Source organism: Streptomyces sp. NPDC051662 (genome assembly GCF_040681655.1).
Classification (GTDB): domain Bacteria; phylum Actinomycetota; class Actinomycetes; order Streptomycetales; family Streptomycetaceae; genus Streptomyces.
Genome location: NZ_JBFAZD010000005.1, coordinates 177,076 through 201,882, shown reverse-complemented (window position 1 = coordinate 201,882; position 24,807 = coordinate 177,076). Strand labels below are relative to the sequence as shown.

Annotated in this window: 23 protein-coding genes; 7 read left to right on the top strand and 16 right to left on the bottom strand. The window is 71.2% G+C overall.

Annotation, left to right across the window (positions count from 1 at the left end; translation table 11 throughout):
- Positions 1–30: 30 nt before the first annotated feature.
- From AB0M67_RS10890 to infC, 5 genes are all read right to left on the bottom strand, one after another.
- Positions 31–1,134, bottom strand: a complete 1,104-nt coding sequence (locus AB0M67_RS10890; protein WP_365745168.1) for an ATP-binding protein — start codon at positions 1,132–1,134, stop codon at positions 31–33.
- 186 nt (positions 1,135–1,320) lie between these two features.
- Entirely contained in the window at positions 1,321–2,160 is an 840-nt protein-coding gene (locus tag AB0M67_RS10885; RefSeq protein WP_365744799.1) for an RNA methyltransferase, read from the bottom strand.
- Between the two features lie 107 nt (positions 2,161–2,267).
- On the bottom strand, positions 2,268–2,654 hold the full coding sequence (gene rplT, locus AB0M67_RS10880) for a 50S ribosomal protein L20 (RefSeq protein WP_030355332.1): 387 nt from the start codon (positions 2,652–2,654) through the stop codon (positions 2,268–2,270).
- A 103-nt stretch (positions 2,655–2,757) separates the two neighbouring features.
- Complete coding sequence (gene rpmI, locus AB0M67_RS10875; protein ID WP_030355333.1) at positions 2,758–2,952, bottom strand: 50S ribosomal protein L35; 195 nt, start codon at positions 2,950–2,952, stop codon at positions 2,758–2,760.
- Positions 2,953–3,080: 128 nt separating this feature from the next.
- Entirely contained in the window at positions 3,081–3,743 is a 663-nt protein-coding gene (infC, locus tag AB0M67_RS10870) for a translation initiation factor IF-3 (protein WP_326612879.1), read from the bottom strand.
- Positions 3,744–4,119: 376 nt separating this feature from the next.
- Between infC and AB0M67_RS10865 the strand changes: the two genes are divergently transcribed.
- Complete coding sequence (locus tag AB0M67_RS10865; RefSeq protein ID WP_365744797.1) at positions 4,120–4,482, top strand: DUF1844 domain-containing protein; 363 nt, start codon at positions 4,120–4,122, stop codon at positions 4,480–4,482.
- A gap of 78 nt (positions 4,483–4,560) precedes the next feature.
- Here the strand turns inward: AB0M67_RS10865 and AB0M67_RS10860 are convergent, their stop codons facing one another.
- A complete protein-coding gene (locus AB0M67_RS10860) occupies positions 4,561–5,295 on the bottom strand; it encodes an SseB family protein (RefSeq protein ID WP_365744795.1) in 735 nt (244 codons plus the stop codon).
- A 41-nt stretch (positions 5,296–5,336) separates the two neighbouring features.
- Between AB0M67_RS10860 and AB0M67_RS10855 the strand changes: the two genes are divergently transcribed.
- On the top strand, positions 5,337–6,026 hold the full coding sequence (locus AB0M67_RS10855; protein ID WP_365744793.1) for a serine hydrolase: 690 nt from the start codon (positions 5,337–5,339) through the stop codon (positions 6,024–6,026).
- On the opposite strand, the gene mycP is transcribed toward AB0M67_RS10855, so the two are convergent.
- On the bottom strand, positions 6,001–7,212 hold the full coding sequence (gene mycP / locus AB0M67_RS10850; RefSeq protein ID WP_365744791.1) for a type VII secretion-associated serine protease mycosin: 1,212 nt from the start codon (positions 7,210–7,212) through the stop codon (positions 6,001–6,003). The two genes, AB0M67_RS10855 and mycP, sit on opposite strands and share 26 nt — an antisense overlap.
- Before the next feature lie 104 nt (positions 7,213–7,316).
- Complete coding sequence (locus AB0M67_RS10845) at positions 7,317–8,183, bottom strand: hypothetical protein (RefSeq protein ID WP_365745166.1); 867 nt, start codon at positions 8,181–8,183, stop codon at positions 7,317–7,319.
- 714 nt (positions 8,184–8,897) lie between these two features.
- On the opposite strand from AB0M67_RS10845, the gene AB0M67_RS10840 reads away from it, so the two are divergent.
- Positions 8,898–10,100, top strand: a complete 1,203-nt coding sequence (locus AB0M67_RS10840; RefSeq protein WP_365744789.1) for an amino acid deaminase/aldolase — start codon at positions 8,898–8,900, stop codon at positions 10,098–10,100.
- Positions 10,101–10,214: 114 nt separating this feature from the next.
- On the opposite strand, the gene AB0M67_RS10835 is transcribed toward AB0M67_RS10840, so the two are convergent.
- From AB0M67_RS10835 to AB0M67_RS10825, 3 genes are read right to left on the bottom strand one after another with little or no spacing between them, the layout of a single operon-like run.
- Entirely contained in the window at positions 10,215–11,006 is a 792-nt protein-coding gene (locus tag AB0M67_RS10835) for a 3-oxoacyl-ACP reductase (protein ID WP_365744787.1), read from the bottom strand.
- A gap of 6 nt (positions 11,007–11,012) precedes the next feature.
- Entirely contained in the window at positions 11,013–12,389 is a 1,377-nt protein-coding gene (locus AB0M67_RS10830) for an aldehyde dehydrogenase family protein (RefSeq protein ID WP_365744785.1), read from the bottom strand.
- An 8-nt stretch (positions 12,390–12,397) separates the two neighbouring features.
- Positions 12,398–13,762 (bottom strand): glutamine synthetase family protein, encoded by a 1,365-nt coding sequence (locus tag AB0M67_RS10825; protein ID WP_365744783.1) that lies wholly within the window; start codon positions 13,760–13,762, stop codon positions 12,398–12,400.
- 99 nt (positions 13,763–13,861) lie between these two features.
- Between AB0M67_RS10825 and AB0M67_RS10820 the strand changes: the two genes are divergently transcribed.
- From AB0M67_RS10820 to AB0M67_RS10810, 3 genes are all read left to right on the top strand, one after another.
- The gene (locus AB0M67_RS10820; RefSeq protein WP_365745165.1) at positions 13,862–14,593 is read left to right on the top strand and encodes an FCD domain-containing protein; all 732 of its coding nucleotides are present in this window, start codon (positions 13,862–13,864) and stop codon (positions 14,591–14,593) included.
- Positions 14,594–14,767: 174 nt separating this feature from the next.
- Complete coding sequence (gene eat / locus AB0M67_RS10815) at positions 14,768–16,252, top strand: ethanolamine permease (protein WP_365744781.1); 1,485 nt, start codon at positions 14,768–14,770, stop codon at positions 16,250–16,252.
- A 55-nt stretch (positions 16,253–16,307) separates the two neighbouring features.
- Complete coding sequence (locus AB0M67_RS10810) at positions 16,308–17,012, top strand: gamma-glutamyl-gamma-aminobutyrate hydrolase family protein (RefSeq protein ID WP_365744779.1); 705 nt, start codon at positions 16,308–16,310, stop codon at positions 17,010–17,012.
- 65 nt (positions 17,013–17,077) lie between these two features.
- On the opposite strand, the gene AB0M67_RS10805 is transcribed toward AB0M67_RS10810, so the two are convergent.
- Positions 17,078–18,142: a LysR family transcriptional regulator gene (locus AB0M67_RS10805; RefSeq protein WP_365744777.1), complete on the bottom strand. Its 1,065-nt coding sequence runs from the start codon at positions 18,140–18,142 to the stop codon at positions 17,078–17,080.
- A gap of 71 nt (positions 18,143–18,213) precedes the next feature.
- On the opposite strand from AB0M67_RS10805, the gene AB0M67_RS10800 reads away from it, so the two are divergent.
- Positions 18,214–19,365: a TDT family transporter gene (locus AB0M67_RS10800; protein ID WP_365744775.1), complete on the top strand. Its 1,152-nt coding sequence runs from the start codon at positions 18,214–18,216 to the stop codon at positions 19,363–19,365.
- On the opposite strand, the gene AB0M67_RS10795 is transcribed toward AB0M67_RS10800, so the two are convergent.
- From AB0M67_RS10795 to AB0M67_RS10780, 4 genes are all read right to left on the bottom strand, one after another.
- On the bottom strand, positions 19,304–20,038 hold the full coding sequence (locus AB0M67_RS10795; RefSeq protein ID WP_365744773.1) for a helical backbone metal receptor: 735 nt from the start codon (positions 20,036–20,038) through the stop codon (positions 19,304–19,306). The two genes, AB0M67_RS10800 and AB0M67_RS10795, sit on opposite strands and share 62 nt — an antisense overlap.
- 11 nt (positions 20,039–20,049) lie before the next feature.
- The gene (locus AB0M67_RS10790; RefSeq protein ID WP_249951135.1) at positions 20,050–20,595 is read right to left on the bottom strand and encodes a helix-turn-helix domain-containing protein; all 546 of its coding nucleotides are present in this window, start codon (positions 20,593–20,595) and stop codon (positions 20,050–20,052) included.
- Positions 20,596–20,831: 236 nt separating this feature from the next.
- Positions 20,832–23,468, bottom strand: a complete 2,637-nt coding sequence (locus AB0M67_RS10785) for an ABC transporter permease/substrate binding protein (protein WP_365744771.1) — start codon at positions 23,466–23,468, stop codon at positions 20,832–20,834.
- Positions 23,461–24,546 (bottom strand): betaine/proline/choline family ABC transporter ATP-binding protein, encoded by a 1,086-nt coding sequence (locus AB0M67_RS10780; RefSeq protein WP_365744770.1) that lies wholly within the window; start codon positions 24,544–24,546, stop codon positions 23,461–23,463. Before AB0M67_RS10780 ends, AB0M67_RS10785 begins: the two co-directional genes overlap by 8 nt.
- Positions 24,547–24,807: the final 261 nt, after the last annotated feature.

Here is a 24,807-nt window from a genome sequence, read left to right as displayed (position 1 = left end):
CGTACGAAGGTGAAGAAGCCCGTGGGCCGCTCAGGACAGGTAGGCCGGAGCGCCGACGGGCAGGATAAATCGGAACTCGGCACCGCCGCCGGGTCCGCGGCCGACGGTGATCGTCCCGCCGTGCGCCTCGACGATGCCCTTGACGATATACAGGCCCAGGCCGGTCCCGCCGCGCTTGCTCCCCCGCCAGAAGCGGGTGAAGACACGGCCCATCGACTCCTCGGGGATGCCGGGACCCTCGTCGCACACGGTGACGGCCGTTCCCTTCTCTGTCTCCGTCTCGGTTTCCGGCCGCTCCGCGTGGCTGAGCGTCGCGGCGGCCACCTCAATGGTGACCGTTCCCTCCCCGTGACGCACCGCGTTTTCCAGCAGATTCCCGAGCACCTGATCGATTTTGTCGGGATCCGCCCACAGATCGGGCAGCGGTTGCTGTATCCGTACGAGGAACCGGTCGGGCGACTGGCCCGCGGCCGTGTGCGACTGGACATGGCGTCCGACGGCCGCGCCGATGTCCACCGGCTGTCTGCGCACCTCCAGCCGGCCCGAATCGATCCTGGAGATGTCCAGCAGCTCCGCGATCAGCCGGGTGACCCGGTTGGCGTCGGCGTCGACGGTCTCCAGCATCAGCCGCTTCTGGTCGTCGGTGAACCGCTCCCACTTGGCGAGCAGCGTCGCCGTGAACCCCTTGACGGAGGTGAGCGGGGAGCGCAGTTCATGGGCGACGGTCGCGATCAGCTCCGCGTGGCTCAGTTCGGTACGGCGCCGCGCCTCCGTGCCCCGGAGCGAGATGACCAGCCGGCGTACGGGTCCTGTCGGGTACGCGCGGACATAGCGGGCGGAGACCAGGACCTCCCGGCCGCCCGGCAGCAGCAGATTGCGCTCGGGCTGGCCGACCCGGGTGGCGAGGCCGCCGTACGGGTCGGTCAGCGCCCACCAGCGGCGGCCCTTCAGATCCTCCAGCGGCAGCGCCCGGTCCAGCGGGTGGCCGAGGGCGTCCACGCACGGGACGGCGGTGATCCGGGCCGCGGCGGCGTTGAAGCAGATCACCCGGCCGGTCTCGTCGGCGACGACCAGCCCGTCGGGCAGCTCGTCGGCGTGGATCCCCCAGTCGCCCGTACCGATCCGCTCATCCATACCGGTCCGCTCGTCCGCGCCGGGCGGCTCGACCGCACCGGTCCCGTACGGGGACGATAAGGCTCCCTGGACCGCGGCGGGTCCGCTCGCCCCGACACTCATCCCCGCATCCCACCTCTTCCGCGTAGCTCAGTGGGCCCCAGAAAGCGCAACAGTACTAGCTGAACGTGACGGAGCGGGACCCCCTCAGCACGTACCGCGCACGCGCTGGGCGCGCGCCGAGGCGTAGAGACATACGGCCGCCGCCGTCGCGAGGTTCAGACTCTCCGCCTTTCCGTGGATCGGCACCCGTACGACCGCGTCCGCGAGGGCGCGGGTCTCGGCGGGCAGCCCCCAGGCCTCGTTGCCGAAGATCCAGGCGGTGGGCCCGCCCATGGTGCCCGCGTCCAGCTCGTCGTCCAGGTCGTGCGCGCCCGCGCCGTCGGCGGCGAGGATCCGTACGCCCACGTCCCGGAGCCCCTGGACGGCCTGCTCGACGGGGACGCCGACTGCGACCGGCAGATGGAAGAGCGAGCCGACGGACGCCCGGACCGATTTGGGGTTGTAGAGATCGACGGAGGCGTCGGTGAGGACGACGGCGTCGGCGCCCGCCGCGTCGGCGCAGCGCAGCACCGTACCGGCGTTCCCGGGGTCGCGGACATGTGCCAGTACGGCGACGAGCCGGGGCCTGGCGCGCAGGATCTCCTCGAAGGGCGAGTCGAGGAACCGGCACACCCCGAGCAGCCCCTGCGGGGTGACGGTCTGGGACACCTCGGCGAGCACGGCGTCGGGGGCGAAGTGCACCCGGGCCCCGGTGGCGCGGGCGGCGTCGACGATGTCGGCGTATCGCTCGGCGGCCTCGACGGTGGTGAACAGCTCGATCAGCGTGGGCTCCCCGCCGTCACCGCGATGGGCCACGGCTTCCCGTACGGCCTGCGGCCCCTCGGCGATGAACCGGCGTTCCTTGCCGCGGAAGGCGCGCTTGGCGAGTCTCCTGGCGGCCGTGACGCGCGGGGAACGCGGGGAGATCGGCTCGGGGGTGCCCATGGACGGCGGCTCTCTCTTTCACTTCTCGTACGAGGACGTGCGGAACGCGCCGGACCCGCAGGCGCGATGCCTGCGGGTCCGGCGGGAAGTACGGCGGCCTGACGGGATCAGGCGGCGGCCTTCGGGGCGTTGACGTCGCTCGGGAGGGCCTTCTGCGCGACCTCGACGAGCGCGGCGAACGCGCTGGAGTCATTGACGGCCAGCTCGGCGAGGATCTTGCGGTCCACCTCGACGTTGGCGGCCTTCAGACCCTGGATGAAGCGGTTGTAGGTGATGCCGTTGGCGCGGGCGGCGGCGTTGATCCGCTGGATCCACAGCTGACGGAAGTCGCCCTTGCGCTTCTTGCGGTCGTTGTAGTTGTAAACGAGGGAGTGGGTGACCTGCTCCTTCGCCTTCCGGTACAGACGCGAGCGCTGGCCGCGGTAACCGCTGGCCGCCTCGAGGATTGCCCGGCGCTTCTTGTGGGCGTTGACTGCCCGCTTGACGCGTGCCACTTGTTAACTCCTTGTAGCTGGATCACGGGTGGTGACGTGATCCAAGAACGGCATGGTCCCTGTAGCTGTCCTGGTCCCGCGCCACGGCGGCGGGACGCGCGGACTACAGGCCGAGAAGCTTCTTCGCCTTGGCGGCGTCGCCCGGCGCGAGCTCGACGGTGCCGGCGAGGCGGCGCGTCAGCGTCGAGGGCTTGTGCTCCAGGTAGTGGCGACGGCCGGCGCGCTGCCGGAGCACCTTGCCCGAGCCGGTCACGCGGAAGCGCTTCTTTGCACCGCTGTGCGTCTTGTTCTTCGGCATGGCGCCGCTCTCTCCTCGTCAGTGGCGCTCCCAGCCGGCCGGTCGGCCGGCGCTCGGGAGCGTCATATCTCTGTGTGTGGTTCGGGTCCGGACCGGATCCGAGGCGCCGCTTGCCGGCGCCCCTCGGATCACGCTTCGGAAGATGCCTCGGCCGGAGCCTCGGCCGCGGTGTCCGCGGATTCCTCGGTCGCGTACCCCTGGCGCTCCGCCTTGCGGGCGGCCTGCGCCTCACGGGCCTCGGCCATGGCCTCGGTCTTCTTCTTGTGCGGGCCAAGAACCATGATCATGTTCCGGCCGTCCTGCTTCGGGTTCGACTCGATGAAGCCGAGTTCCTCGACATCCGAGGCGAGACGCTGGAGCAGTCGGAAGCCCAGCTCGGGGCGGGACTGCTCACGACCACGGAACATGATCGTGATCTTGACCTTGTCACCCTGCTTGAGGAACCGGACGACATGACCCTTCTTGGTGTCATAGTCGTGCGGGTCGATCTTCGGCCGGAGCTTCATCTCCTTGATGACCGTGTGCGCCTGGTTCTTGCGCGCCTCACGGGCCTTCATGGCCGACTCGTACTTGAACTTCCCGTAGTCCATGAGCTTGCACACGGGCGGACGGGCGTTCGCCGCGACCTCGACCAGGTCCAGGTCGTACTCCTGCGCAAGCTCTAGGGCCTTGGCGAGCGGGACAATGCCCACCTGCTCGCCACTGGGACCGACAAGTCGCACTTCGGGAACGCGAATCCGGTCGTTGATGCGGGGCTCGGCGCTGATGGATCCTCCTCGGTAGCACCACACGACTGCCTGGCAGACAGCCGCGTAACGTCTGTGTATACAGACCAACCGCAGCGGAACATCAAAAATGCCCCGGACGGCACACAGGCAGGAGCTCCTCGAATACCGGAGCACCGCCGCGCGTATGCCACGGGGCGCATCGGGCGGTTCCATCGTCCGTACGGAACGATGGGCACCACCTGACCGGTGACCCGCCGCCCCTGAGGAGCGGCCAGGTGGGAGATCGGAGCCTCCACTTGTGGGCCGGGCACGCACGTGTCCGACCGGTCGTTACACAAGGTTAGCAGCTCCCCCGGGGTGGTGCGAACCCCGCGTACCGCACCGTTCCCGACCGCTCCCGCGGCCGGGGCCACTCGGGGGTACGCCTATCGTGTGGGGCATGAGCGACGCGACCTCCCCCCAGGAAACCCCCGGCTATGACGCCATGGCCCGCGATATCGCGGAAGTCCCCGCCGTCGAGGTGATCGTCACGGTCGCCGTGAATCTGATGAGCGCTGCCGCCGTCAAGCTCGGTCTGACCGAGGAGGGCGACGAGCACAAGGACCTGGACGAGGCGCGCAAGCTGGTCCACGCGCTGGCCGGGCTGATGGACGCGAGCGCGACGGAGATCAGCTCCTTCCACGCGGCTCCGCTGCGTGACGGGCTGAAGTCGCTCCAGCTGGCGTTCCGCGAGGCATCGCTCGTACCGGACGAGCCGGGGCACGGTCCGGGCGAGAAGTACACGGGGCCGGTCTACGGCTGATGATCCGGCTTCAGCGTCTCCACGGCTGATCCGGGTCTGTCGCTTCAGGCGCGTACGAGCTGATCCGGGTCTGTCGCTTCAGGCGCGTACGAAGAGGGGCTCGCCCGGTGGTGTGGCCTCGGCCGGCAGCAGCGCCAGGTCGAGTCCGCGTACCAGGCGGGCCCTCAGTACGTCATCGGCCGCGAGGGCCTCGGCGATCCTGCGGGCGGCCTCCGCCGGACGGGCGGCCGGGTCCAGCACGAGCGCGAGGGTGCCGTCCGCGCTGCCGGGGCCGAGGTGCGCGCGGAGCACCGCCGGCTCCGCGGCGACGGCGGACCGTACCGCCGCGCCGACGGCGGGGTCGTCGAGCGGATCGGTGCTGGTGCGGCCCTCGGCGAGAGCGAGCAGGGCGGGGCCGGTGAGCTGGTACGGGACGGGGCCCGCGAGATCGATCACGACCGTGTCCGCCCGCTCGTGCGCGGCGGCCCGGAGCGCCTGGTGCAGCGGTACGGCGACGGGCCGGGCCGCCGGGTCCCAGCGGGCCAGCGCGGCGACGGAGGTGAAGGCGGGCAGCGCGCGGCGGTCGCCCGCCTGGAGGGTCGGTACGGCCATGTCGCTGGTCTTCTCGCGGCGCAGGCCGGTCTCCTCGTCCTCCTCCGTCTCACCGAGCACGGCGACCACGGGGACCAGCAGCCGGGCGTCCTTGAGCGCCGCCAGGACGCGTGGTTCCGCCGACCGGTCCTCGGCCCAGGCCGAGAGGGCCGCCGTCAGCTCGGGAGCGGCGGTGCCGTCGTCGTCGGAGAAACCGGGGTCGGGGATGTTCTTGAGGGCCACGGGACGAGCGTAGAGGGCGTGGCGGGACGTACGGTCATCGGGTGGATCTCTCGGTCGCGGTGTACGACCTGGCCGGCGGGGGCGAGTGGGCGTCCGGCGAGGACCGGACGTATGTCACCGCCAGCGTGGTCAAGGTCGCGGTCCTGGCGGCGCTGCTGCTGCGGGCGCGGGACTCGGGGAGGTGGCTGACGGCCGGCGAGGAACGTCTCGCGGCGGCCATGATCGAGCGCAGCGACAACGAGGCGGCGACCGCGCTGCGGGCCGCGGCCGGGGGCGTGGCGGGACTGGACGCGGCGCATGCCCGGCTCGGGATGACCCGGACGTCGGCGGCGCCCGCCTGGGGGCTCACCCGCACCACCGCGCACGATCAACTGACGCTGCTGAAGGCGGTGTTCGCCGACGCGGATGCGATGGCGCGCCCTGCGACGGTCCCGGCGGCGTCCGCCGGTCTTGACGAGAGGTCGCGTCGCTGTCTGGCGGGGCTGATGGGGCGGGTGGTGCCCGGTCAGGACTGGGGGATCTCCGCGGCGGCGACGGACCGCGATCGCCGCGACTGGGCGCTGAAGAACGGCTGGCTGCCGCGAGGCGACAGCGGTCTGTGGGTCATCCACTCGGTGGGGCGGGTACGGAACTGTCTGGTCGCCGTGTTGTCCGACGGCCATCCGACAAAGGACGCGGGGATCGCGCGGGTCGAGGAGGCGGCCGTCAGCGCCGTACGCCGGTTCGTCTGAGGCCGCCGCGCCACAGCAGGACCGCGCAGGCCAGCAGCAGGGCCCCGGCCCCGCCCACCGCGGGGGCGAGCCAGGCGGCGGGTTCCGAGTCCGCGCGCGGGGCGTCGGGGCCGGGGCCGAAGTACTGCTTGTCGTACCCGTCGGCGCGCGCGGCCTCGCGCTTCAGATCCGTACGGGACAGCTTCGCCCCGGCCTTGATCGCGGCGGCGGGATCGACGAGGCCATGGCCGCGGGCGTCGTCATGGCCGTCCTTCGGCGCGTCGCGCGCGGTGTCCGAGAGGAGCTTCTTGATCTGCGCCGGGGTGAGATCGGGGTGGGCGGAGCGTACGAGCGCGACGGCGCCGGAGACGAACGCGGCGGCGGCGCTGGTGCCCCAGCCCTCGTAGTAGCGGCGGTCCGGGTCGGCGATGACCACATTGACGCCCGGCGCGCTGATGGTGGCGTACCAGCGGCGGGTGGAGAACGCGGCACGTGTCCCGTACTCGTCGACGGCGGTCACCGCGATCACCCCTGGATAGGCCGCGGGGTACGAGACATGGTCACCCTTCTCGCCGCCGTTGCCGGCCGAGGCGACGACGACGGAGCCCTTGGCCAGGGCGTACTGGACGGCCGCGTCCTCACCCGGCTCCGGATGGGCGGACTCGCTGTCGTCGCCGAGGGAGAGGTTGATGACGTCGGCGCCCTGGTCGGCGGCCCAGCGGATGCCTTCCGCGAGGGCGCCGCCCTTGGAGGAACGGGCCTTGGCGCGGGCGGGGTCGGTGCCTTCGAGGATGACGCGGACCGGGAGGATCTTCGCCTCGGGCGCGATTCCGAGGACCCCGTCCCCGCGGTTGGGGCCATGGCCGTGTCCGGCGATGATGCCGGCCATGGCGGTGCCGTGACGGGCCCAGGCGCGATCGCCGTCGCGAGCCCCGAAGCCGATCAGATCCCGGCCGGGCAGCACCTGGCCCTCCAGGTCGGGATGGGCGCCGTCGACGCCGGTGTCCAGGACGGCGACGGTGACGCCCCTGCCCTGCGCGGTGCGCCACGCCTCCTCGGTGTTCAGGGCGTCGAGGGCCCACTGCTGCGCCCGGATCGCGTCGGCGTGCGCCGGAGGGGCGGGGACGAGCAGCAGGACGGACGCGGCGGCGAGGGCGGCGGCGAAGCGGTGACGGCGCGCAGGCAGGCCGGCGGGCGCGGAGGGCATCGGTGCGCCGGAGAACCCGCCGGGCACCGGGGGGCCGGGGAGCCTCGGCGGGCCGGGAGGCAGGGAGTGTGCGGAGGGCATCGGTGCGCCGGGAGGGTTCGGGGTCATTGAGGGGTCGCCGTTCGGGCGCTGACGGTCTTGCGCAGGCCTCGTTCTATCCGGTCCGCGATGCCCTTGGCCTCGTGGCCGAGACCGGACTGCGCGGGCGCGGTGGTGGCGCCCTTGGCCGTGGCCTTGTCGACGGGCTGGGGAGCGGTGACCTTCCGTCCGTCGGCGAAGCCGGAGACGGCGAATACGACGACGGGTGCCTCGGTGAGTACATTCACCGTCCAGCTCGCGCGCTGGGCGTCACCGAACGCACCTGCCACAGTGCCCTTGACAGGGAAGGTACGGGGCATCAGATCGGCGCGTTCACCGAGGTTCTCGTCACGGAACCTGGTGCGCAGAGTGTCCATCGCGAGGGCGTCGGCCTGGGTGAAGACCAGCCCGACGGTGGTGACGCTGGTGGACGTGGCGTCGACGTAGGTGGCACGCAGCACGCGTACGCAGCCGACCGGGCGCAGCGTTCCGAGCAGCAGCGGGTCGAGGGTGCCGGCGCAGCCGCTGTCGGGTGCGACGCCGATCCTCGTCCACTCACGGTCCGCTCCGCCTGGCCCGGCGCCGTCCCCCGCGAGGGTGCGGGGGAAGAGGGTGTCGACGGGCACGTTGTGCCAGAGGCCGCGCGCGGTGGCGAAGGTGTCACGGGCGGCGGGTTCCGCGGCCGAGTCTCCGGTCAGCCAGCTCCCGGTGGCGGCGCCGCCGATCAGCCCGAGCCCGAGCACGACGCAGGCCAGGGCGGCGGCAACGCGGAAGGGCTGGTGCCGCGAGGGCACGGGACGCAGCCTGGTGGTGGTCTCCTGGGGCGTCTCGGGACGCTGCCCCGGCCAGGGGTACGGCGGCGGCGGCGCGGACAGGAACCCGGGCGGGCTCAGGGGCGGCCTGGGGGGCAGGGGCGGCGGGGGCGGCACGCGCGGCAGCGCTCCGGCGGGGGCCGGTGGCACCGGCCGGAGGCGGGTGGTGATCTCGACGGGCGCCGGGGCTGTACCGGCGGGCGGAACCGGCGCTCTCCTCGGCGTCGGGCCTGCCGTCGGGGCCTGGGGTGTCGTCGGCGCCGGAGCTCTCGTCGGTGTTGGCGGGACCGCCGTGCGCGGGGCCGGGGATGTCGTCGGCGCCGGAGCTCTCGTCGGCGTCGGCGAGACTGCCGTGCGCGGAGCCGGATTCGCCGCCGGGGGAAGGGACTTGGCAGTGGGTGCGGCCGGGGGCCCGGACGGCGGTGGTGGTATCCGCACCGGCTCGGGCGGAGGCAGCAGGGCGTCCGAGATGCGTGATCTCGGCGGGCGCGGAGTGTCGGCCGACGTGTCCTCCGCGGCCTTGGACGCCTCGGACTCCGGGCCGGGCGGTGGCGCCGCCGGGCCGGGCGGTACAGGAGCGCGTCGCGCTTCGGTACTCATCCGTCCCCCTGTGCCACCTGTGCAGACCGGTCCCACCGCATACCGATTCGCCGTACGGAACAGGCCCGTTCGACGCGGCGTGTGCGTCACTCTACGGGGTGGAACGGGCCCGGCGGGAACGACCGCGAAGGCACGTGGTGATCTGCCCAGATCATCCCCCTACCGTGCGGTAATCCCGTCTGGCAAGCTCGCTCCATGACTCCGCGCGCCACTGACCGGGCACGGTACGACCGCGCCACCGCTCATCTCGATGCCCCGCTCGCCCTCGTCGATCTCGAAGCGTTCGACGCCAACGCGGACGATCTCGTCCGGCGGGCGGCGGGCAAGCCGATCCGGGTGGCCAGCAAGTCGGTGCGCTGCCGCGCGCTGCTGGAACGTGTGCTGGGGCGCGACGGTTTCGCCGGGATCATGTCCTTCACGCTCGCCGAGTCCCTGTGGCTGGCGCGGGCCGGGTTCCAGGACGTACTGCTCGCCTATCCGTCGGCGGACCGCGCCGCCTACGCGGAGCTGGCCGCCGATCCCAAGCTCGCCGCCGCTGTCACCGTGATGATCGACGACCCGGCCCAGCTGGATCTCATCGACGCGGCGCGGAACGGCGGACGTGAGGAATTCCGGATCTGTCTTGAACTGGACACGGCCTTGCGGCTGTTCGGTGGGCGGGTCAGGATTGGTGCACTGCGCTCCCCGCTGCGCGAGCCGGCCCAACTGGCCGAGCTCGCCAGATCGATAGCCCGACGCCCCGGATTCCGGCTGGCCGGGCTCATGGCATACGAGGGACATGTGGCCGGGGTAGGGGACGCCCTGGCAGGACGGCCGCTGCGATCGCGTGCGATCCGGCTGATGCAGTCCGCCGCCCGCAAGGAGCTGGCGGAGCGGCGCGCGGCGGTGGTGCGCGCGGTGCGGGCCGTCGCTCCGGAGCTGGAGTTCGTCAATGGCGGCGGCACGGGCAGCGTCCAGCACACGGCGGCCGAGGATGCGGTGACGGAGATCGCCGCGGGCTCGGGGCTCTATGTTCCACGGCTCTTTGACAACTACACATCGTTCACGGGCCGTCCGGCGGCGCTTTTCGCCCAGCCCGTGGTGCGCAGGCCGGGTGTCGGAGTGGTGACGGTGCTCGGCGGCGGCTACCCGGCGTCGGGGGTGCCGGGGGCGGACCGGCTGCCCGTGCCGTATCTGCCCGAAGGGCTGCGCTACGACGGGCAGGAGGGGGCCGGCGAGGTGCAGACCCCCCTGCTCGGACCGGCCGCCGACGATCTGCTGATCGGCGACAAGGTGTGGTTCCGGCATGCCAAGGCGGGCGAATTGTGCGAGCGCTTCGACACCTTGCAGCTGGTCGAGGGTGACCGGGTGGTGGCGGCCGTGCCGACGTACCGGGGTGAGGGCCGCACCTTCCTCTGAGGGCGCCCGCGCCGAAGGTGCTCCTCATGGCGGGGTGTCGCGGGCCCGGTCCAGGCGGCTCCGTCCCCCCGGCATGCGGTGGTGGGGACGCCTGGACCGGGATACGGACAGGACCTAGACGGGCGTCACATATGCGCCGGAGATACCGCCGTCGACCAGGAAGTCCGTGGCGTTGACGAACGAGGAGTCGTCACTGGCGAGGAAGGCGACCGCCGCCGCGATCTCGTCGGCCTCGGCGAACCGGCCGACCGGAATGTGTACGAGCCGGCGCGCGGCGCGCTCGGGGTCCTTGGCGAACAGCTCCTGCAACAGAGGGGTGTTGACGGGGCCCGGGCACAGCGCGTTCACCCGGATTCCCTCGCGGGCGAACTGCACGCCCAGCTCACGGGACATCGCGAGCACGCCGCCCTTGGACGCGGTGTAGGAGATCTGGGAGGTCGCCGCGCCCATACGTGCCACGAAGGAGGCGGTGTTGATGATCGAGCCCCGGCCCTGCCGCCGCATATAGGGGATGGCCGCCTTGCAGCACAGATACACGGAGGTGAGGTTGACCTCCTGGACCTTGCGCCAGGCGTCCAGGCCGGTGGTGAGGATGGAGTCGTCCTCGGGGGGCGAGATGCCCGCGTTGTTGAAGGCGATGTCGACGCTGCCGTAGGTCTCATGGGCGATCCTGAACAGGGCGTCGACCTCGTCGGCATTGGTGACGTCGACACGTACGAAGGTGCCGTCGACCTGCTCGGCCGCGGCCTTGCCCGCGGTCTCATCGATATCGCCGCAGACGATATGCGCGCCCTCGGCGGCGAGTCGGCGGGCGGTGGCCAGGCCGATGCCGCTGCCGGCTCCGGTGATCACGGCGGTACGGCCGACCAGTCGGCGGCAGATGGCGTCATTGGTGGGGGCGGTCATGATGGGTCAGGCCTCCGTGCTGATGAAGACGTTCTTGGTTTCGGTGAAGGCGGTCAGTGCGTCGGGGCCCAGTTCTCGGCCGAGTCCGGACTGTTTGTAGCCGCCGAACGGTGTGCCGTACCGGACGGCGCTGTGCGAATTGACGGAGAGATTGCCCGCGGCGACGGCGCGCGAGACCCGTAGGGCGCGGCCCACGTCGCGGGTCCAGATCGATCCGGCGAGCCCGTAGTCAGTGGCGTTGGCGAGTCGGACGGCGTCTTCCTCGTCCTCGAAGGGCACGACGACCGCGACCGGGCCGAAGACCTCCTCGGTGGCGACCGGGGAGTCTGCGGCGGCATCGGTGAGGACGGTCGGCGGGAACCAGAACCCGGGTCCCTCGGGCGCGGTGCCTCGGATGCCCTTCGCGCCGTCGGGGACGTACGACCGTACGCGCTCCAGCTGGACCGCCGAGATCAGCGGGCCCATCTGGGTCTTCTCGTCGGACGGGTCGCCGACGATGACCGACTCGATCGCGGGGGCGAGCAGTTCCAGGAACCGGTCGTGGACCTCGCGCTGTACGAGGATGCGGGTGCGGGCGCAGCAGTCCTGTCCGGAGTTGTCGAGGAAGGCCATCGGGGCGGTCGCGGCGGCCTGCTCCAGATCGGAGTCGGCGAAGACGAGATTGGGGCTCTTGCCGCCGAGTTCGAGGGTCACGCGCTTCAGCAGAGCGCTGCCCTTCGCCATGATCTGTTTGCCGACGCGGGTGGAACCGGTGAAGACGATCTTGGCGACGCCCGGGTGCTCGACCAGCGCGTTGCCCGCCACGTCACCCGCTCCGGGCAGGACCTGGAAGAGATGTTCGGGAAGCCCTGCTTCCAGGGCGAGTTCGGCCAGTCGCAGTGCGGTGAGCGGGGTGGTCTCGGCGGGTTTGAGGAGCACCGCGTTGCCCGCCGCGAGTGCGGGGGCCGTGCCCCAGGCGGCGATCGGCATGGGGAAGTTCCACGGGGCGATCACGCCGACGACGCCGAGCGGTTCCAGGAGGGTGATGTCGAGTCCGCCGGCGACCGGGATCTGCCGGCCGGTCAGCCTTTCAACTCCCCCGGCGCTGTAGTCCAGGAGATCGCGGACATTGGCCGCCTCCCAGCGCGCGTTGCCGAGGGTGTGCCCCGCCTCGCGGACCTCCAGCCGGGCCAGTTCCTCGTTGTGTTCGTCGACGACGACGGCGAAGCGGCGCAGCAGCCGTGCGCGGTCGGCCGGGGCGGTCGCCGCCCAGCCGCGTTGGGCCGCCGCGGCCCTGTGTACCGCCGTGTCGACCTCCGCCGCGGTTGTCGCGGCGATCGTGGCGATGGTCTCGCCGGTGGCGGGGTTGAGGATCTGATGTCCGGCGGCGTGGTGTTCGTGCACGTCGTTCCTCACAGGCGTTCGAAGGAGCGGCGAAGCTCCCAGTCGGTCACCGCGGCGTCGAAGGCTTCGACCTCGACGCGCGCCATGTTGCGGTAGTGCGCCACGACCTCGTCGCCGAAGGCCGCGCGGGCGATGGGGCTGTTCTCCCAGAGCTCGGCGGCTTCACGCAGGGTGGTCGGGACCTGTTCGTAGGCGGATGTGTAGGCGTTGCCCGCGCAGGGTTCGGGGAGTTCCAGCTCGTTCTCGATGCCGTACAGACCGGCGGCGACCAGGCCCGCGACGGCGAGATGCGGATTGACGTCGCCGCCGGGGAGCCGGTTCTCGAAGCGCAGGGACCGGCCGTGGCCGACCACCCGCAGCGAACACGTGCGGTTGTCGTAGCCCCAGGCGACGGCGGTGGGGGCGAAGGATCCCGGCTGGAAGCGCTTGTAGGCGTTGATGGTGGGCGCGTACAGCAGGGAGAAGTCACGGAGCGCGGCGAGCTGGCCCGCCAGGAAATGGCGCATTACGGGCGACATCCCGCCGGGTCCGTCCCCGGCCATGACATGGGTGCCGTGCTCGTCCTGGAGCGAGAGATGGATATGGCAGGAGTTGCCCTCGCGCTCGTTGTACTTGGCCATGAAGGTGAGCGAGACGCCCTCCTGGGAGGCGATCTCCTTGGCGCCGTTCTTGTAGATGGCGTGCTGGTCGCAGGTGACGAGGGCTTCGTCGTACTTGAAGGTGATCTCGTGCTGGCCGGGGTTGCACTCCCCCTTGGCGGACTCGACGGTCAGTCCGGCCGCGGCCATTTCCTTGCGGATCCGGCGCAGCAGCGGTTCGACCCGGCCGGTGCCGAGGATGGAGTAGTCGACGTTGTACTGGTTGACGGGGGTCAGTCCGCGGTAGTGGCTGTCCCAGGCCTGCTCGTAGGTGTCCTTGAAGACGATGAACTCCAGCTCGGTACCGGCGTACGCGGTGTAGCCGTGTCCGGCGAGGCGCTCCAGCTGGCGGCGGAGGACCTGGCGGGGCGAGGCGACGACGGGGGTGCCGTCGTTCCAGGTGAGGTCGGCGATGACCATGGCCGTGCCGTCGTTCCAGGGGACCCGTCGCAGCGTGGAGAGGTCGGGGCGCATCGCGAAGTCGCCGTAGCCGCGGTCCCAGGAGGACATCGCGTAGCCGTCGACGGTGTTCATCTCGGTGTCGACGGCGAGGAGATAGTTGCAGCCCTCGGTGCCGTGCTCCAGGACGTCGTCAAGGAAGAACCGTGCGGCGAACCGCTTTCCCTGGAGTCTGCCCTGCATATCGGGGAAGGCCAGGACGACCGTGTCGATCTCGCCGCCCTCGACGAGGACGCGCAGCTCCTCGACGCGGAGCGGGGGTGTGCGGTCTGCCACGGGATTACTCCTCCTTCGGTCAGCCGGAAGCCATAAGGTATTCCTGAAGACCTTTGGTTGGGAAGGGGAAACGGCCACGTGGCGAAGACGAACGAGCCGATGGACCCGCCGGACGCGGACCCGCTGACACCGGTGCTGCGGCCCGTGCGGGCGGGAAACGGTTTCGAGGAGGCGTTGGAGCAGATCCTCCAGGTGGTACGGCTCGGGCTGGTGGCGGGCGGTGAACGGCTGCCCGCCGAGCGGGAGCTGGCGGAGCGGCTGCGGATCAGCCGGGTCACGCTGCGCGATGTCCTCAAGGTCCTCCAGGACCAGGGGCTGCTGGAGAGCCGGCGCGGCAGATACGGCGGCACGTTCGTACGGCCCCGGCCCGATGCGCCCGCCCGAGGGGCTGAGGAGGAGTTGCGGCGCCGGGTGGCGGGCGTGGACATCGAGGACGTCCTGCGCTTCCGTGAGGTGCTTGAGGTCGGCGCGGCGGGGCTGTGCGCGGCGCATCCCCTCACCGGCGAGCAGCGGGAGCGGCTGGGCTCGGCGCTGGCGGCCACTGAGGACGCGCCACTGACGGAGTACCGCAGGCTGGACACGATGCTGCATCTCACGATCGCCGAGCTGTCCGGGTCGGCGACGCTGACCGCGCAGTACGCCGCCGTGCGGGCGACGGTGAACGATCTGCTGGACTGCATCCCGCTGCTGGTGCGGAATCTGGAGCACTCGCAGCGGCAGCACACGGCGCTGGTCGAGGCGGTGCTCGACGGCGACGCGGACGGGGCGCGCGAGATCGCGCGCGAGCACTGCGGCGGCACGGCGGCGTTGCTGCGCGGCTTCCTGGCCTGAGCGGAAGGACGGGCAGCACGAACCGGCGGCCCGGAGGCCGGCGCCGGGGGCCCGACGCGCCGAGCCGGGAGCTTTCCCGATCCGTAACAGCCGATTAACGCATGGGGCTTGCGCCTGGCCGCTCATGGAGCAAAGGTATGGCCCCACACCATTACTCCGAGGCAGGAGCGGATCATGTCCGAAGGCACGGACTCGCGCGTTCCACCGGCCGCCGCGGCCGACGGCGCCGCCGGGCGGGACACGCCCCAGGGGGACGCCGAGTATCTGCGACGGCGCACACTGCGCCGGGGCAGCGCGGGCTGGCTGCTGCTCACCGGCCTCGGGGTCGCCTATGTCGTCTCCGGGGACTTCTCGGGATGGAACATCGGTCTCTCCGAGGGGGGCTTCGGCGGTCTCGCGATCGCCACGCTGCTGATGGGGGTGATGTATGCCTGTCTGGTCTTCTCCCTCGCCGAACTGTCCGCCATCCTGCCCACCGCGGGCGGCGGTTATGGCTTCGCCCGGCGCGCGCTCGGCACCTGGGGCGGCTTCCTGACCGGTACGGCCATCCTCATCGAGTACATCCTCGCGCCGGCGGCCATCTCCATCTTCATCGGCGACTATGTCGAGTCCCTCAATCTCTTCGGCCTGACGGCCGGCTGGCCGGTCTATCTCGCCTGCTTCGTGATCTTCATCGGGATCCATCTCTGGGGTGTGGGCGAGGCGCTGCGCTTCAGCCTGGTGGTGACGGCGATCGCGGTGGCCGCACTGCTGATCTTCGCGGTCGGTGCCTTCACCGAGTTCGACGCGAGTGGGCTCAATGACATCCCCGTCGATCAGGACGCGTTCGGCTCCGGCTCCTGGCTGCCGTACGGCGTCCTGGGCATCTGGGCGGCCTTCCCCTTCGGTATGTGGTTCTTCCTGGGGGTGGAGGGCGTACCACTGGCCGCCGAGGAGGCCAAGGACCCCGTCCGGTCGATGCCGAAGGCCCTGTCGATCGCCATGGGCGTGCTCGTACTGCTCGCGCTGATCACCTTCCTCGCGGCGACGGGGGCGCGCGGTTCGGCCGCCGTCCAGGACGCGGGCAATCCGCTGGTGGTCGCGCTCCAGGGGGACGGGGAGCCGACCGCGCTGAGCCGGTTCGTGAACTACGCGGGTCTCGCGGGTCTCGTCGCCTCCTTCTTCTCCCTCATCTACGCCGGGTCCCGGCAGCTGTTCGCGCTCTCCCGCGCGGGCTATCTGCCTCGGTTCCTGTCCCTCACGAGCGGCCGCAAAGCCCCCTATCTGGGTCTGCTGATCCCGGGCGCGATCGGTTTCGCCCTCGCGGCGGGCACCGGCGACGGCGGCCGGATGCTCAATGTCGCGGTGTTCGGGGCGACGATCTCGTACGCGCTGATGGCGCTGTCGCATCTCGTGCTGCGCCGCCGCGAGCCGGGGCTGCCCCGCCCCTATCGCACGCCCGGTGGCATGCTCACCTCCGGCGTCGCGTTCGTACTCGCGCTGTCCGCGCTGGTCGCGACGTTCCTGGTGGACAAGGACGCGGCGTTCATCGCGCTGGGCGTCTATGTCGTCGCCCTCGTCTACTTCACCTTCTACAGTCGGCACCGGCTGGTCGCGGCGGCCCCGGAAGAGGAGTTCGCGGCGCTGGCCGCGGCCGAGGCCGAGCTCGAACGAGGCTGACGCGGACACGTACGCGCACGGGGACGACATACGACGAACGACGGAGGCCCGGTCCATGAAGCCGCTCATCGGCGTCAGCACCTATCTGGAGGAGTCCGCCGCGTGGGGCGTCTGGAACCTGCCCGCGGCGCTGCTGCCGGCCGGTTATCCCCGGCTCGTCCAGCGCGCGGGCGGGCTGGCCGCGATGCTGCCGCCGGACGATCCGTCGGCCGCGTCCCGGATGGTGGCGCGGCTCGACGGGGTGGTGATCGCGGGCGGTCCCGATGTGGAGCCCGTGCGGTACGGGGCCGAGCGGGACCCCCGTACCGGACCGCCCGCCCGGGAGCGGGACGCCTGGGAACTGGCCCTGATCGAGGCGGCCCTGGCCTCCGGCACTCCCCTGCTGGGCATCTGCCGGGGGATGCAGTTGCTCAATGTGGCGCTCGGCGGGACGCTCCGTCAGCATGTGGACGGCCACACCTCACCAGTGGCGGGCACCTTCGGGGAGCATCCGGTGACACCGGTGGCGGGCACCCGCTACGGGGCCCTGGTGCCGGAGGAGTTCGCCGTACCGACCCACCATCACCAGACGGTGGACCGGCTCGGGAAGGGGCTGACCGTCTCGGCGGTCGCGGCGGACGGCACGGTCGAGGCGGTCGAACTGCCCGGTCCCCGCTGGGTCCTCGGCGTTCAGTGGCATCCCGAGATGGCCGAGGACACCCGCGTCATGACCGCACTGGTCGAGGCAGCGGGCACCTCCGGGGCGCAGTCAAGGCCCTGACGGGTCATCGGCACCCGCTGTCCCCGACCGGCCGAGCCCTGGACTGACGGGCGGGTCAGGTCAGGTCAGTCCAGAGCTCCGCGGGTCAGGGACAGCAGGTCCCGGGCCGGGCCCGCGGGGCGATTGCCGACCGGCCAGACCGCGCGCAGATCGCGGCGGAGCCGGATGCCCTCGACCGGCACCCTGACGAGCCGGCGGGCCGCCAGTTCCTCGCCGACCGCGAGTTCGCTCAGTACGCAGGGACCGGCCCCGCTCACCGCGGCGGCCTTCAGCGCGGTGGTGGAGGCGAGTTCGAGCAGCGGCTCGGCGAGGCCGCCGTAGGCGCTGAGCCCGGCGTCCAGCACCTGACGGGTGCCGGAGCCGGGTTCGCGCAGGATCAGCGGGGTCGCGGCCAGCTCCGCGGGGTCGAGCGGGGTACGGCGCCGGGCCCAGGGATGGCCGGGGGCCGCGACCACCAGCAGCCGGTCATGGCCGATGACGGCGGAGTCGAGCCCCTCCGGCGCGGCCACGCCCTCGACGAAGCCGAGGTCCGCCTCATGGCTGAGCAGCCGCTCGGCGACCGCGGCGGAGTTGCCCGCGTGCAGCGAGACGGCGGTATCGGGCCGGGCCCGGCGGAGCGCTATCAGCCAGCCGGGCAGCAGATACTCGGCGATCGTCATGGAGGCGGCGACACGCAGCCGCGAGTCCCGGCGGTCGCGGAGCGCCTGCGCCCCCGCGTCGAAGGCCTCGGCGGCCTCCACCACACGCCGGGCCCAGTCGGTGACGAGAGAGCCGGCGTCGGTGAGCCGCGAGCCGCGCGGTGAGCGGTCGACCAGCGCGACCCCGAGCAGCCGCTCCATGGCCCGGATCCGGCTGCTGGCGGCGGGCTGGGAGATCCCCAGCTCGCGGGCGGCCCGGCCCAGACTGCCGAGCCTGGCGACGGCGAGCAGCAGTTCCAGCGCACCGAGATCGGGCACCCGGTGCGCGAGCTGAACGGCGGGCTGACCGGCGGACCGGGCGGCGGCGGACCGGGCGGCGGCGGACCGGGCGGCGGCGGACCGGGCGGCGGCGGACTGGGCGCCGGCCTGGGCGGCGGGCGAACCCGCCGAGGACGATCCGGCGGAGGGGGCGGCGGGCGGTACATCGGCCATAAGCCCAGGTTATGACCTCATAGAGAGAACGGGTCTGGTGGGGCCCGGGTGCGCGCGCGAGGGTGGAAGCCATGACCACCTTCGCGCACACCACCGCCCCCGCCTCGCGCTCCATCGCGCGGGTACGGCTGCCGGCGCTCCGGTATCTCGGGCCGAATTGGTACGCGACGGTGATGGGCACGGCGATCGTGGCGAGCGCGGGTGCCGGGCTGCCGCTTGACCTGCCGGGGCTGCGGCCCGCCTGTGTCGTGGTGTGGGCGCTGTCGGCGGTGCTGCTCGTCGTCGTCCTGGCCGCCCGCGCCGGACACTGGCTGTACCACCGCGACCGGGCGCACGCCGATCTGCTCGATCCGGCCGTGGCGCCGTTCTACGGCTGCGCGGCCATGGCGCTGCTGGCCGTCGGCGGAGCCACGCTGCTGGTGGGACGGGATGTACTGGGCGAGCGGGCGGCGCTCGCCGTGGACGCGGTGCTGTTCGGCGCGGGGACACTGCTCGGTCTCGTCGTCGCCGTGGCGATCCCGTATCTGATGGTCGTACGCCATCGCGTCGAGCCCGCTGACGCGTCGCCCGTCTGGCTGCTCCCGGTGGTATCCCCCATGGTCTCGGCGGCGGTCGGCCCGCTGCTGGTGCCGCATCTGGCGGCGGGCCAGGGGCGCGAGGCGCTGCTGCTCGGCTGCTACGCCCTGTTCGGGGTGAGCCTGCTCGCCACGCTGATGATGCTGCCGCTGGTCTTCAGCCGGCTGGTGGCGCACGGTCCGCTCCCGCTCGCGCTGACCCCGCTGCTCTTTCTGGTGCTCGGCCCGCTGGGGCAGTCGACCACCGCGGTCAACCAGCTGGCCGATGTGGCGCCCGGGGCGATCGGCGCTCCGTACGCGGGCGCGCTGGGCGCCTTCGCCGTGGTCTACGGCGTACCGGTGATGGGGTTCGCCCTGCTGTGGCTGGCGCTGTCGGCGGCGCTGGTGGTACGGGCCGTACGGCGCGGGATGCGGTTCACGATGACGTGGTGGGCCTTCACCTTCCCGCTCGGTACCTGTGTGACGGGCGCGGCGGGGCTGGGCCGGCACACGGGTCTGGTGGCCCTGGAGTGGCTGGCGGTGGGGCTGTTCGCGCTGCTGGTGGCGGCCTGGTCGGCGGCCGGGTGGTGCACGCTGCGCCGGGTGTTCAGCGGAGCGCTGCCCGCAGCGCCGCCGGTGCCCCTGCCAGCGACGGCCCGTACCAGGTGAGGAAGCGCCCGTCGACGAGTGCGGCGGGCAGACCGGGGAAGGATTCGGGCCCGTCGGTCGCGGTGAAGCGGTAGGGCTCGTCGGGCAGCACGACCAGATCGGCTCCGGCGGCCCGCAGCTCGTCGAGCGGGACGCGCGGATAGCGCTCGGGGTGGTTCGCGTACAGATTGACCACGCCCAGCCGGGCCAGCAGATCCCCGGCGAAGGTGTCGCGTCCGAGGACCATCCAGGGTCGGCGCCAGATCGGTACGACGGCCCCGCGTGGCCCGTACGACGAGGGTGGGGGCGCTTCCCAGGCGGCCCGGGCATCGGCCAGCCAGCTCGGCGCCCGTACTCCGCACCCCGTCACGAGCACCCGTTCCAGCTCGGTGAGGGCCTGGTCCAGGGTTCTGACCTCGGTGACCAGTACATCGAGCCCGGCGTTCCGCAGCGCGGCGAGGTCGGGGGCGCGGTTCTCCTCCTCGTTGGCGACGACCAGATCGGGCCGGAGCGCGACGATCGCAGGCACATCGGGGTTCTTCGTACCGCCGACGCGTACGACATCGAGACCGGCCGGACGGACGCACCAGTCGGTGGCCCCCACCAGCAGACCGGGCGCGCTGACGGCGATCGCTTCGGTGAGCGAGGGGACGAGTGAGACGACGCGCGGCCCTCGCGTGGACGCACCGGGCATGGGGCGCGCCCTCAGCGCGGTGGGTCGATGGTCGCGTCGATGTTCTCGGCGACGGCCACGACGAGGATGCGGGTGCCGGGCTCGGTGGCGCGCCAGCGGTGCCGTACGCCACCGGAGAGATACAGCGTGTCACCGCGCTCCAGCCGGTAGGCCCGGCCCTCGGCCTCGACCTCCGCGGCGCCGTCGGCGATGTACATCACCTCGTCGTTGCGGTGCTGGTACTCCCTGCCGGTGTCCTGCTCACCGGTGAATTCCTTGGCGTTGAGCTGGTGACCGCCGCGCACCACGCGGCGGACTCCGGGCCCGGGGGCGGCTCGTACGACATCGACGGTACGGGCCGAGTCGGCGGCGGCGTGCAGCTGGGCGGGGGTCGTCTCCAGGGCGTCCGCCACTCGCTCCAATGAGCGGGTGCTCGGCCTGGCGCGCTCGTTCTCGATCTGGCTGAGGAACGGCACGGACAGTCCGCTACGGCCCGCGACCGCCGCCAGCGTCAGGCCCAGGGACCTGCGCCTCCTGCGGACGGCCGCGCCCACCCTGAGCGCTTCCTTGTCGTCCATGACTGGCTCCCTCCCGCCCGGATCGTCATCCTCTCAGAGTTGACGCCCGGACAAGAGCTGTCCTGCCTCACCCGGTGCCCGACCCGGCGAATCCGCCGTCCGTGCGCACACACGAGCGAAAAGGGACGTGTGGCCCCCTGGAACAATGATGCGCGCGAGCGGGCCGAACCGGAATGCGGGAGGGGTGGTCCTCGCACCGGCGATGCCCACCCCTCCGCCTGCCCGGCGACGCCCCGCTACACCGGGGCCATGGTGTCCGCGATGCCCGGATTATCGGCCATCCAGGCCTTGACGGCCTCTTCCTCGTGTCCCGTACCGCGCTTCTGGATCTCGTTCTCCAGGCCGGCGAGCTGCTGCTCGGTCAGCTTGAAGTCCTTGAACCACTTGGTCAGCTGCGGGTAGTTCGCGGGGAAGTCCTTATTGGTGACGGTGGTGAGCTGGTCGCCCTCGCCGAAGGCCTTCTTCGGGTCCTTCAGCTTGGTCAGTTCGTACTCGTTGTAGGCCCAGTGCGGGGTCCAGAGCATGACCGCGACGGGCTCCTTCTTCGCGTACGCCCGCTTCAGCTCGGCCAGCATGCTGGGCGTGGAGCTGTCGACGACCTGGTAGGACTTGTCGAGCCCGTACTCCGGCAGGACCTTGTCCTTGAGGATGTTCATCGTCTCCGTACCGGCCTCGATCCCGACGATACGGCCCTTGAACTCGTCCTCGCGGCCCTTGAGGTCGGCCAGGGAATCGACGCCCTTGACATACGAGGGGACGGCGATCTCCAGCGAGGTCGGGCCGTACCAGGACCCGAGGTTGTGCAGACTCTCGTGGTACTTGTCCCAGTACCTCTTCTGCGTATTGGGCAGCCAGCCGTCGAACTGGACATCGATCTGGCCACGGGCCATCGCGGCGTACATCGGACCGACCTCGAACTGCTTGAGGTTCATCGTGTACCCGCGCTCCTCCAGGACCGCCTTCCACAGATACGTGGCGGCGATGTCCTCCTCCCAGGGGAACCACGCGACCTGCAACGGCCGGTCGCGTTCGTCCTTGCCGTTCGCGGCCTCGACCGCCTTCCCGGCCTGGGCGACCGGGGTCCACTTGTCGGCGACGCCCGGGTTCTCCTTGAGCCAGGCGCGGACGGCCTCCTGCTCCTTGCCCTTGCCGGTCACCTGGATCTTGGCCTCAAGGCTGGTGAGCTGCTTCTCGCTCATCGAGAAGTCCTTGAGCCACGTGGCCACCCGCGGGTTGTCGTCCGAGAAGCCCTTGCGGGCCAGGGTGTGGACGCCGTCGCTCTCCGCGCCGAAGGCCTTCTTCGGGTCCGCCAGCTTGGTCAGGTCGTAGTCGTTGTACGCCCAGTGCGGGGACCAGAGCACGACCGCGATCGGCTCCTTCTTGGCGTACGCCCGCTTCAGCTCGGCCAGCATGCCGGACGTGGAGCCGTCGATGAGCTGGTACTCGGTGTCGAGGCCGTACGCCTTGAGCACCTTGTCCTTGAGCAGGCCCATCTCGCCCGCGCTGGGCTCGATGCCGACGATTCGGCCCTTGAAGGTGGAGGACTTGCCCTTGAGGTCGGCCAGGGAGTTGATGCCCTTGACGTACGAGGGCACGGAGATCTCCAGGGACGTCTTGTCGTACCAGGCCCCCATGTCCTCCAGCTTGTCCTTGTACTTGGCCCAGTAGGTGGCGTGGGTGACCGGCAGCCAGGAGTCGGTCTGGATATCGATCTGGCCTGCCGCCTGGCCGGTGTAGAGCGAGCCGGCCTCGTACTGCCGGGCGTCGACCTCGTAGCCGCGCTGCTCAAGCAGCTCCTTCCAGAGGAAGGTGGAGGCGATGCCCTCGTCCCAGGGGATGTACCCCATGCTGATCTTCTTGCCCTGGCCGACGTTCTTGGCGTCGGCGGTGGTGTTGCCGGACGAGGAGCCTCCGAACATGCCGATGCCGCCCGCGACGAGCGCGAGGACGACCACACCGGCGATCGCGACGACGGGCTGGGGGCGGTGGTTCCAGATCTTCGATCCGCCGGTCAGTTCCTTCGCCTTGGCCAGCACGCGACGGCCGACCGGGGAGACCTGGAGGGAGAGCGAGCCGGTGATCCGGTCCAGGTACACGGCCAGGATGACGACGGAGAGACCCGCCTCGAAGCCGAGCCCGATGTCGATGTTGCCGAGGGCGCGGTAGACGGCGCCGCCGAGGCCACCGCCACCGACCATGCCCGCGATGACCACCATGGACAGGCCCAGCATGATGACCTGGTTGATACCCGCCATGATCGTCTGGAGGGCCAGTGGCAGCTGGACCCGCAGCAGGGTGTTACGGGGACTGGTGCCGAACGCCTCAGCGGCCTCGACCAGTTCCCCGTCGACCTGCCGGATACCCAGCTCGGTCATCCGGACGCCGGGCGGCAGGGCGAAGATGATCGTGGCGATGATGCCGGGCACCACGCCGATCCCGAAGAAGACGACGCCCGGGATCAGATAGACCATGGCGGGCATGGTCTGCATCAGGTCGAGCACCGGCCGGACCATGGAGCTGACCGTCTTGGAGCGCGCGGCCCAGATGCCCAGCGGTATCGAGATGACCAGCACCACGATGGTCGCCACGAGCACCAGCGAGAGAGTCTCCATCGACTCGTCCCACAGCTCGATGGAGTCGATCAGCGCGAAGCCGGCGAAGGTGAGAACACCCGCGACCAGGCTGCGCAGCCACCAGGCGAACATGGCCAGGATGCCCGCGAGGAGCAGCGGCTCTGGGGCGGAGAGCACCGCGTTGATGCCGTCGTACATGCCCGAGACGACCGAACCGATCGCGTCGAACAGCCAGGAGAGATGGTTCTGGAGAAAGTCGACCGTGCTATCGACCCAGTCTCCGAGAGGGAGCCTAGGCACTGGCCACCGCCTTGTCGGTGTTGGCCTTCTGGGCCGTGATCCCGGCGGGCGCGCCGACGGGCACGGTGGGCGTCATCGGCTCGCCGAGGACGGCGAGCAGCCGCGCGCGCGGTACGACCCCGATGAGGGCGCCCGCGTCGTCGACGACGGCGACGGCGACCCCGCTGGTCGAGCACGGCGTGAACAGGTCGATGATCGGGGTGGACTCGGTGACGGTGGCGGGCGCGGCGGCGAGGACGTCCCGCGCGTCGCGCAGCTCCTTGCCACTGTCCGTGACGGTGCCGAAGGCGGTCTCCGGATCGGCCATGATGGCGCCCGCGGTGAGCACCCGGGAGCGGTCGACGTCCTGGGTGAAGGAGGCGACATAGTCGTTGGCCGGGGTGACGAGGATGTCCTCGGCGCTGCCGAGCTGGACGATCTCCCCGTCGCGCATGACCGCGATCCGGTCACCGAGGCGCATGGCCTCGTTGAGGTCATGGGTGATGAAGACGATGGTCTTCTTGAGCCGCTTCTGGAGCTGGAGCAGCTGATCCTGCATATCGCGCCGGATCAGCGGGTCGAGCGCGCTGAAGGACTCGTCCATCAGCAGCAGATCGGCGTCGGTGGCCAGTGCGCGGGCAAGGCCCACGCGCTGCTGCATACCGCCGGAGAGCTCATCGGGCCAGGACGCCTCCCAGCCGCCCAGGCCGGTGAGTTCCAGCGCCTCGGCCGCGCGCTTCGCGCGCTCGGCCCGGGGCACGCCCTGCACTTCGAGCCCGTACCCGGCGTTCTCCAGAACGCTGCGGTGCGGGAAGAGCGCGAAGTGCTGGAAGACCATACTGATCTTGGTGGAGCGGACGTGGCGCAGCTCCTGCGGGCTCAGGGCGGTCAGGTCCTGGCCGTCGAAGAGCACCCGTCCCGAGGTGGGTTCCAGCAGCCCGTTGAGCATGCGCAGCAACGTGGACTTGCCGGAGCCCGACAGACCCATCACGACGAATATCTGGCCGGGCTCGACCGAGAACGAGGCGTCGATCACCGCTGCGGTCGTACCGTCGGAGCGCAGCTCATCACGGTCCGTACCGTTCTCAAGCTTCGTCACGGCTTCGTCTGGTCGTCTGCCGAATACCTTGTACAGGTGTTCGGCTTGCAGCCTGGACACATACACCTCACGCGTTGAACGGAAAACGGCCCGTCACCCCCGCGGGCGGGCCGTGGAGCGGGCGGATTCTGTCCGCGTACCGGACGCGGTGTGTGAGATCGCGACCTGGTTCGCTCCAGTCGCGCGCCTGCCCGCGCTTACACGGACCAAACAGAAAGGTGTCCCAGGTCACTCTCCTGAGGGAACACTTCGGCGTGAAAG

Bases quoted from the DNA above. Each gene is read 5' to 3' on its own strand.
- AB0M67_RS10890 (WP_365745168.1), bottom strand. From the start codon at position 1,134: ATGGATGAGCGGATCGGTACGGGCGACTGGGGGATCCACGCCGACGAG.
- AB0M67_RS10885 (WP_365744799.1), bottom strand. From the start codon at position 2,160: ATGGGCACCCCCGAGCCGATCTCCCCGCGTTCCCCGCGCGTCACGGCC.
- rpmI (WP_030355333.1), bottom strand. From the start codon at position 2,952: ATGCCGAAGAACAAGACGCACAGCGGTGCAAAGAAGCGCTTCCGCGTG.
- AB0M67_RS10865 (WP_365744797.1), top strand. From the start codon at position 4,120: ATGAGCGACGCGACCTCCCCCCAGGAAACCCCCGGCTATGACGCCATG.
- mycP (WP_365744791.1), bottom strand. From the start codon at position 7,212: ATGCCCTCCGCGCCCGCCGGCCTGCCTGCGCGCCGTCACCGCTTCGCC.
- AB0M67_RS10840 (WP_365744789.1), top strand. From the start codon at position 8,898: ATGACTCCGCGCGCCACTGACCGGGCACGGTACGACCGCGCCACCGCT.
- AB0M67_RS10835 (WP_365744787.1), bottom strand. From the start codon at position 11,006: ATGACCGCCCCCACCAATGACGCCATCTGCCGCCGACTGGTCGGCCGT.
- AB0M67_RS10820 (WP_365745165.1), top strand. From the start codon at position 13,862: ATGGACCCGCCGGACGCGGACCCGCTGACACCGGTGCTGCGGCCCGTG.
- eat (WP_365744781.1), top strand. From the start codon at position 14,768: ATGTCCGAAGGCACGGACTCGCGCGTTCCACCGGCCGCCGCGGCCGAC.
- AB0M67_RS10810 (WP_365744779.1), top strand. From the start codon at position 16,308: ATGAAGCCGCTCATCGGCGTCAGCACCTATCTGGAGGAGTCCGCCGCG.
- AB0M67_RS10805 (WP_365744777.1), bottom strand. From the start codon at position 18,142: ATGGCCGATGTACCGCCCGCCGCCCCCTCCGCCGGATCGTCCTCGGCG.
- AB0M67_RS10800 (WP_365744775.1), top strand. From the start codon at position 18,214: ATGACCACCTTCGCGCACACCACCGCCCCCGCCTCGCGCTCCATCGCG.
- AB0M67_RS10795 (WP_365744773.1), bottom strand. From the start codon at position 20,038: ATGCCCGGTGCGTCCACGCGAGGGCCGCGCGTCGTCTCACTCGTCCCC.
- AB0M67_RS10790 (WP_249951135.1), bottom strand. From the start codon at position 20,595: ATGGACGACAAGGAAGCGCTCAGGGTGGGCGCGGCCGTCCGCAGGAGG.